At 40.8% G+C, this 6708-nt stretch carries 9 protein-coding genes; 3 read left to right on the top strand and 6 right to left on the bottom strand.

The genetic code is table 11. The features are described from left to right. A partial coding sequence (plsY, locus tag O3746_RS10205; RefSeq protein WP_197570133.1) for a glycerol-3-phosphate 1-O-acyltransferase PlsY occupies positions 1-599 on the bottom strand: 599 nt, incomplete at its 3' end. Positions 600-696: 97 nt separating this feature from the next. On the opposite strand from plsY, the gene folB reads away from it, so the two are divergent. Continuing rightward, positions 697-1053, top strand: a complete 357-nt coding sequence (gene folB, locus O3746_RS10200) for a dihydroneopterin aldolase (RefSeq protein WP_371449004.1) — start codon at positions 697-699, stop codon at positions 1051-1053. A gap of 54 nt (positions 1054-1107) precedes the next feature. Here the strand turns inward: folB and O3746_RS10195 are convergent, their stop codons facing one another. Next, positions 1108-1719, bottom strand: a complete 612-nt coding sequence (locus tag O3746_RS10195; protein WP_371449002.1) for a cation diffusion facilitator family transporter — start codon at positions 1717-1719, stop codon at positions 1108-1110. 85 nt (positions 1720-1804) lie between these two features. On the opposite strand from O3746_RS10195, the gene O3746_RS10190 reads away from it, so the two are divergent. After that, positions 1805-2188, top strand: coding sequence for a MerR family transcriptional regulator (locus tag O3746_RS10190; protein WP_049356170.1), 384 nt, complete (start codon positions 1805-1807; stop codon positions 2186-2188). Between the two features lie 51 nt (positions 2189-2239). On the opposite strand, the gene O3746_RS10185 is transcribed toward O3746_RS10190, so the two are convergent. The 4 genes from O3746_RS10185 to O3746_RS10170 are packed head-to-tail and all read right to left on the bottom strand — an operon-like array spanning position 2240 to position 5818. Beyond that, positions 2240-3337 (bottom strand): NnrS family protein, encoded by a 1098-nt coding sequence (locus tag O3746_RS10185; protein WP_371448999.1) that lies wholly within the window; start codon positions 3335-3337, stop codon positions 2240-2242. Next, positions 3330-4022, bottom strand: a complete 693-nt coding sequence (locus tag O3746_RS10180; RefSeq protein ID WP_371448997.1) for an ATP-binding cassette domain-containing protein — start codon at positions 4020-4022, stop codon at positions 3330-3332. The genes O3746_RS10185 and O3746_RS10180 overlap by 8 nt, the downstream gene beginning before the upstream one ends. Beyond that, entirely contained in the window at positions 4022-4819 is a 798-nt protein-coding gene (locus O3746_RS10175; RefSeq protein ID WP_371448995.1) for an ABC transporter permease, read from the bottom strand. The genes O3746_RS10180 and O3746_RS10175 overlap by 1 nt, the downstream gene beginning before the upstream one ends. A gap of 21 nt (positions 4820-4840) precedes the next feature. Then, on the bottom strand, positions 4841-5818 hold the full coding sequence (locus O3746_RS10170; RefSeq protein ID WP_371448993.1) for an ABC transporter substrate-binding protein: 978 nt from the start codon (positions 5816-5818) through the stop codon (positions 4841-4843). A 175-nt stretch (positions 5819-5993) separates the two neighbouring features. Between O3746_RS10170 and O3746_RS10165 the strand changes: the two genes are divergently transcribed. After that, on the top strand, positions 5994-6353 hold the full coding sequence (locus O3746_RS10165; protein ID WP_371448991.1) for an MmcQ/YjbR family DNA-binding protein: 360 nt from the start codon (positions 5994-5996) through the stop codon (positions 6351-6353). Positions 6354-6708: the final 355 nt, after the last annotated feature.

Below are 6708 nucleotides of genomic sequence, written 5' to 3'. Positions count from 1 at the left end.
TATTTCTTTTTAGATTTTCCCCACATTTTATCTTCTTGGCCTCGCCATAAACGCTGAATGTTGTCGTGGTGACGATAAATCAGCAAGCAGCAAACTAAGGCAACGGGGAAGGTAAATTCCGGTTTAAGCCACCAAACGTAGAATGGAACGAGAAGCGCCGTAATGACCGCACTTAGTGAGGAATAACGACTAATTAAGAAGACTAACAACCACGTACCTAAGGTTGAACCAGCAACGCCCCAAGAGATGGGCGCGATGGCACCGAATGCGGTCGCGACACCTTTTCCGCCTTTAAACTGAAAGAAAATGGGGAAGATATGTCCTAAACACGCACCCAAGGCAACCATGCCTAATTCAAATTGCGTGAGCCCTAAATAATAGCCTGCCCAAACCGGTAACATCCCTTTTAAAATATCGCAAATTAATACTGCGAGAGCCGCCCAACGTCCGCCAATACGCAATACATTTGTTGCACCAGGATTATTAGAGCCGTTTTTTCGTGGGTCAGGTAAGCCAGCTACCTTACAAATCAAAATTGCACTGGAAATCGAACCCAGTAAATAAGCAAAAATCATATAAAAAAGGGCAAATAGGCTCATTTTGTGCTCCACAATCTTGATTGTATTTGAAAAACTTGTTCGTTATTTTAACCAAACTTGATAGCATAAGCCCACTATATTTTTACAGGAATGAGAGATGGATCGTATTTTTATTGAAGAATTAGTGGTCTTCGCACGAATCGGTGTGTATGACTGGGAACAACAAATCAAACAAAAGCTCGTTTTTGATTTGGAAATGGCATGGGATTGTCAAAAAGCCGCAGAAATGGATGATGTGCAATATTGCCTTAATTATGCCGAAGTGAGCCAATTTATTTTAGATTATGTTCAAGCTAAGCCATTTTTATTGATTGAGCGCGTGGCTTATGAAGTAGCAGATCAATTACAACAACGTTTTGGGATTTCATGGTTACGTCTGAAATTAAGTAAACCTAAAGCGGTTGCTCAAGCAAATAATGTCGGAATTATTGTAGAACGAGGCGAGTTGAAATAATCGCTGAAAATTGACCGCACTTTGGAAATATCAAAACAAAGTGCGGTTCATTTTTTAGATGTTTTTAAGCGCCAAACGGAATGTGCCAATCCCACTTTTTAATACCAGTACACTTAATATCATACTTGCTAGCGGATCAACCCATAACCATCCCAGAAAATAAGCGCTTAGCCCCGAAAGTATCGCAATAATGGAACCGAATAAATCGGTGAGTACATGTAGATACGCCGCTTTGATATTGAGATTATCATGATCGCTGTTTAACATCATCTTTGCAACGAAAAGGTTTACCAATAATCCTAAAGATGCCACACCAAGCATCGGTAATGCCATCATCTCGATGGGATTTTGCCAGCGTTGAATGGCTTCAACTAAAATCATCAGTGCCACAACAATCAATGAACCGCTATTAAGTAAAGCAATGTATCGTTGTTTTTGAGCGGATAGAAACAACGCTAACAAGGCTAAAAATAACGATAAACTATCATTTGCCATGTGTCCCGCATCAGCCATGAGCGCCAAACTGTTAAACCAGTAGCCACCAATAAATTCGACAACCATAAAGCCCGTAATGATGGCAAAACTGAGTGCTAAGATTTTTTTATCTTGTGGAATATGCTCATGAGATGAATGGCCATGATGTTCATGGGAATGGTGGTCGGACATAATGCTCCTCATTGTGTCTTTAATTAACTTGAGATAAAGTATAAAGTCCGTAGTAACTACAAGGTCAAGGCTTGATTTTAACAAGATGAAGATTCATGAACTGAGCAAACAAAGCGGTATTCATTTAGAAACGATTCGGTATTATGAAAAAATGGGGTTAATGCCAGAGCCTAAACGTCTGGCAAATGGTTATCGAGATTATGATGAAGCCAGTTTGAAGCAATTAAAATTTATTAAAACCTGCCGAGCGTTAGATTTTAGTTTGGCCGAAATTAAATTTTTTAATGAGATGAAAACGCAGCAATCTCAACATTGCGAAGTGGATAGCATGTTGGCGAAGCATTTGGTTTCAGTCGAAGAAAAAATTGCGGAACTGACTGAAATTAAACATTTCCTACAAAGTTTAATTACCGAAGATGATCATCAAGCTGCAGATTGTAAAGCAATGGCTCAATTAAAAGCCTATTAAGTGCGGTCTAAAAAATATCAAAAATCCGCACGTTGGTGTGCGGATTGGTCATTATTCTGGATCATCCGTAAAGGCATTGTTTCGGAATATCGGCACAAAGGTTGCAAGATACAGCACAAACACAATGGCAATTAAAATAGCCGGAATCGTGATAAAAAACAGCTCGTCCACATACATTAAACAAGCTCGGGAAAGTGCCGCCGTAAAAAGACAAAGCACGGCAAGGCGACAGAGTTTTGGGTAATCCAGTTTCGTAAAGCCACTATGCCATAATCCCGCGGTGAGCCAAATCATCATCATACTGCCGAGAATGCCGCCGAGTGTCACCATGTGTAACGGATCGGCAGTAGGCTCATCAATTAATTTATTTATGCCAATCCACAAATAACCAATTGCGGCGAACAGTTGAAGGAAATAATAAGTGCGTATGTAATGTTTACGTAGCAGTTCGTGATGATGTAATTCGCGTAACTTGGCAAGCAAGATAAAGCCAACTGCAAAGGCAGTAAAAGTGGCTGTTTGCGTAGGTAACCAAAGCTCTGCTGCGGTATGAAGTAATAAAAATGTAATTGCGATATTTTTATACACGACATTCGGGATAAATACAGGATCTTTCAATGTACTTTCTTTCAGTGCCTCTGCGCCTAATAGAATGCTGACTCGAATTGATACAAACATCACTGCCGCCATATTCAAATGCACCTGTGCCCGCAATAATTTCAGACTATCAGTCATGGCGTAAGCTGTCTGACAAACCATAAATGCTGCAAGTAACATCAGTAAAGTAAAATTGTCGGTATTGCGATCCAACCAAAACAGCCAAGCACAAAAGAGTAATAAAGCGAGCCAATAAGCTGCCACTAAAAACGAGGCGGTTTGCGGGAAAAATGGCAATAACATCAATCCCGCAAGTAAGAGTACCGCTAAAATCGTCGCAATAGGTTTTAAATTGCCTTTGTAATTTGTCCATTCAAGCATGGAAGCTGTCAGAAAGCCGCCGTATGCGGCTGGCAGCATAAATTCTAAGAAAATTTTGCGGTGTAGGATGAGATCATCGGGGCTGATGAAAAAGCTCAACGCCCCCACAATCGCAAGAATGGCAGCTCCAACAAAAAAGGGTCGCATCGGATGGGTAAAGAAATTATTCATAATAATGGATTCCTTGAAATTCTCGTGCGACTATGGTTTCTTCAAAGGCTGAATTGCGCTCAGATAATGGCGTTGGCAAAGTAATCACATTTTGTACATCCATCCCCTTTGGATAAAGCTGCATGATTTCTCGGCTTAATCGAGCCGCTTCAAAACGATCGTGCGTCACTAAAATACAAGCCATGCCTTGTTGCTCAATTTTCTCTACAAGCATAGCGGCTAAAATATCACGTAAATCGCGATCCAAACCGACAAAAGGTTCATCCAATAAGGCTAAATCACAGCCGCATAGCAATAGACGCAAAAATGCCACGCGTTTTGCCATACCGCCCGATAATTCGGTCGGGTATTTATTCAAGTCACCCGAAGAAAGCCCAATCTTTTCTGCCAACGCAATGATTTCATTTTCATTAGGATTATCCATAAAAATGGCGATATTCTGCATGGCAGTGAGATTTTCTAATAGACGGTTTTCTTGAAACAGAAACCCCGTTTTACGAAATGTATTCTTGATTTCGCCCGATTTTGGTGTTTCTAAACCTGAAATCAAACGCAGTACCGTAGTTTTACCACAGCCACTAGGACCGAATAAAGTTTTCACTTCGCCCGGTTGTAAATCCATACTGAAATCGCGCACGATGGGATCGCGGAGAATTTCAAAACGCACATTCTTTAAACTCAGCATTATCTTCTCCACGGCATGAACAGGATTTCCAATGGCTTGGTAATCAAATATTCAAAGAGGGAAACAAACACAATCACTAACAACACATAAGCCATGACCGTTGATGTATCTAACATGGCTCTGGCATCGGCAATCTGTGCTCCCACACCCTCATTGGCTCCCAAAAGCTCAGCCATAATTACCACTTTTACGCCCATAGCAACCGCGACGCCAATACTGGAAATCACATAGCCTGTGAGATGGGGAACATACAAATAGCGGATTTTTTTCCACAATCCGAGTTTGTACGCATCAAACAATTCTTCATGTTGTTTGTTTACACTTGCCATGCCCATAGCAGCACTGGCAAAGGTCAGCGGGGCGACTAATACGATAATGGTAAATAGCACGCTAGGATTGCCAAAGCCAAACCAAAATAATGCCATCACGACCCAAATAATTGGCGGCATGGCTAATAAAATCGTAATGATGGGTTTGAGCAATGCCATTGCGGTTTTAAAGCTGCCCGCAATCAGTCCTGCGGCTAAGCCAGCGACTAATGCGATGGTAATACCCACCACAGAACGCCATAACGAAATACCGATTTCGTTTTGTTGGAAATGTTCGAGCAACTCAAGGGCTTTTTGAAAAACATCCGCGGGAGCAGGCAGCATAAATTCACCAAATACTGAGCTGCCCCAAGCCCACAAGGCAACCACCATCATCGCCACACTCAAGCCGGTAAAACCGCTCCAGAGATAGTCGATGATGTAAAACAGGACAGGTTGTGGTTTACGGATTTTGTCAGTTTTAATCATGTTATGTGATTCAGTTTCAAATTAAGCCAAGAAGAATTTATCATCTGGTAATTTACCACCTAAGAGTTTTGGATTGAACTCCATCAAGGTTTCATAGAATTGCATGATTTCATTTTTCAGTTCACTGGCTTTGGTCACCGTTAAGCGCGCACCGTCTAAGCCCATTTCAATAGCGGCTTCTGGTGCTGGCAGATAATTAGCACCAATTTCAGCCGCACTTTTACGGTTAGCCATAATCCAGTTTAACGCATCACTTAAATCTTGGTGAAGTAGATCAAACTCAGCCTTGTGTGCGTGGAAGTATTCTTCGTTAGCAATAATGCCCGCCATTGGAATAAGTGGTTTGGTGTTAAACGCTTGTCCCCATTCTTTCACTAAATCGAAGCCGCGGACAATCTCCGTACCAACAATTTTAGCTTTCAGCACAACAGCACTCGCCATGGGTTCTGGCAGAATGGCAGCATGGAAATCTTTAAGCAAGAACAAACCAATCGCCTCAGTTGGTGTGGCCGCATAGGTGATCTCCACTTTATTAATATCAATATTCAGTTTTTTCAGTAAAGCTTGCAACACGATGTCTGGCATATCGTTTTTAAATGGCACTAGGATTTTTTTACCCACCAATTCTTGCGGTGAAGTAATGGCACCACCTTTACACATTAACTGCGTAATGCCATTGGTGAGAATATTTACCATACCAACTTGTTGCCCTTGATTACGTAAATTCACGCCCACATTACTTGGGCTCATCATCACCTTAAATTGCCCACTTGCCACACCCGCACGCAACTGATCAGGCGAACGCCAAATCTCTAATGCGACATCCGCTTGTTTGGCTAATTTACCTTGCGCTGCCGCCACCGCAATGGTTACACTTGGCATCGCGGGTGCACCATAAATGGTAAATTGCTCTTTTGTTGCCGCAAAGAGAGAAGGCGACATGCCCGCTGCCGTAAGTGCTGCGCTCATTCTTAAAAAATCACGTCTATTCATTGTCATGGTTATCTCCTTATAATGAAACAAGTCTAATACTTGTATTTTGATAATAGTTTTCATTTATTATCTTACTAGCTGTGACTAAAGTAAAGAAAGACAAAAGTGCGGTTATATTTTTAGGTGTTTTTTTAATGTCTTTAAATTTTGACCGCACTTTGCAATATAAAAGGAACAAACTATGCGCCAAGCACAGCAGATAATGGATTACGCAGCGAATCAATATGCCACGCAGCCCGAATACCTTTGGGCAAAGTTTCCGGACTATGCGATTTTGCGCCACAGCAATGCAAAAGGAAAATGGTATGCCCTTATCGGCAAAATCGCTAAAACGAAACTGGGTTTAAAAGAAGAAGGGGAAACGGATTTTATTAATCTTAAATGCCTGCCCGATATGGTGAGTATTTTGCGACAATCTTCGCCTTTTTTACCTGCCTATCACATGAACAAAACACACTGGCTAACAATTTTGTTAGATCATGGTGTAGAGAGCGAAGAAATTTTTAAATTGCTCGATTGGAGCTATGATTTGACGAAGTAGAAATAAGAGGGAATCTTACGCTCCCTTTCTCTAAAATAGCTCATTTTTCATACAAAAATTTACACTTCTTTAAGTTTCTCGTAAAAATTTTTCAAAAATCTTTACGTAGATTTACATAACTCGAATTTTACCTTAATTAATTGTAATTTTAGGTAAATCTTTTTTATTATGCTTTCTTTTTATACAGAGTTCTCTTAAAATAAGCTGTTCTGGCCAGAAAGAAAGGGGGAACTGTGGTCAAAATTTGTGGTCGTCGCCTTTCTGACGTTGAATTTTTTGGTGCTGTAGCATCGTGTACAGCTTCTTAACAATCCTAAAGAATAAAGGGAAACTATATGAACAAAGTGTTTAAAGT

Origin of the sequence: Haemophilus sp. 27098_8_127 (assembly GCF_041433495.1) — a bacterium.
Lineage (GTDB): Bacteria > Pseudomonadota > Gammaproteobacteria > Enterobacterales > Pasteurellaceae > Haemophilus_D.
This window is presented reverse-complemented; position numbering and strand designations above follow the sequence as displayed.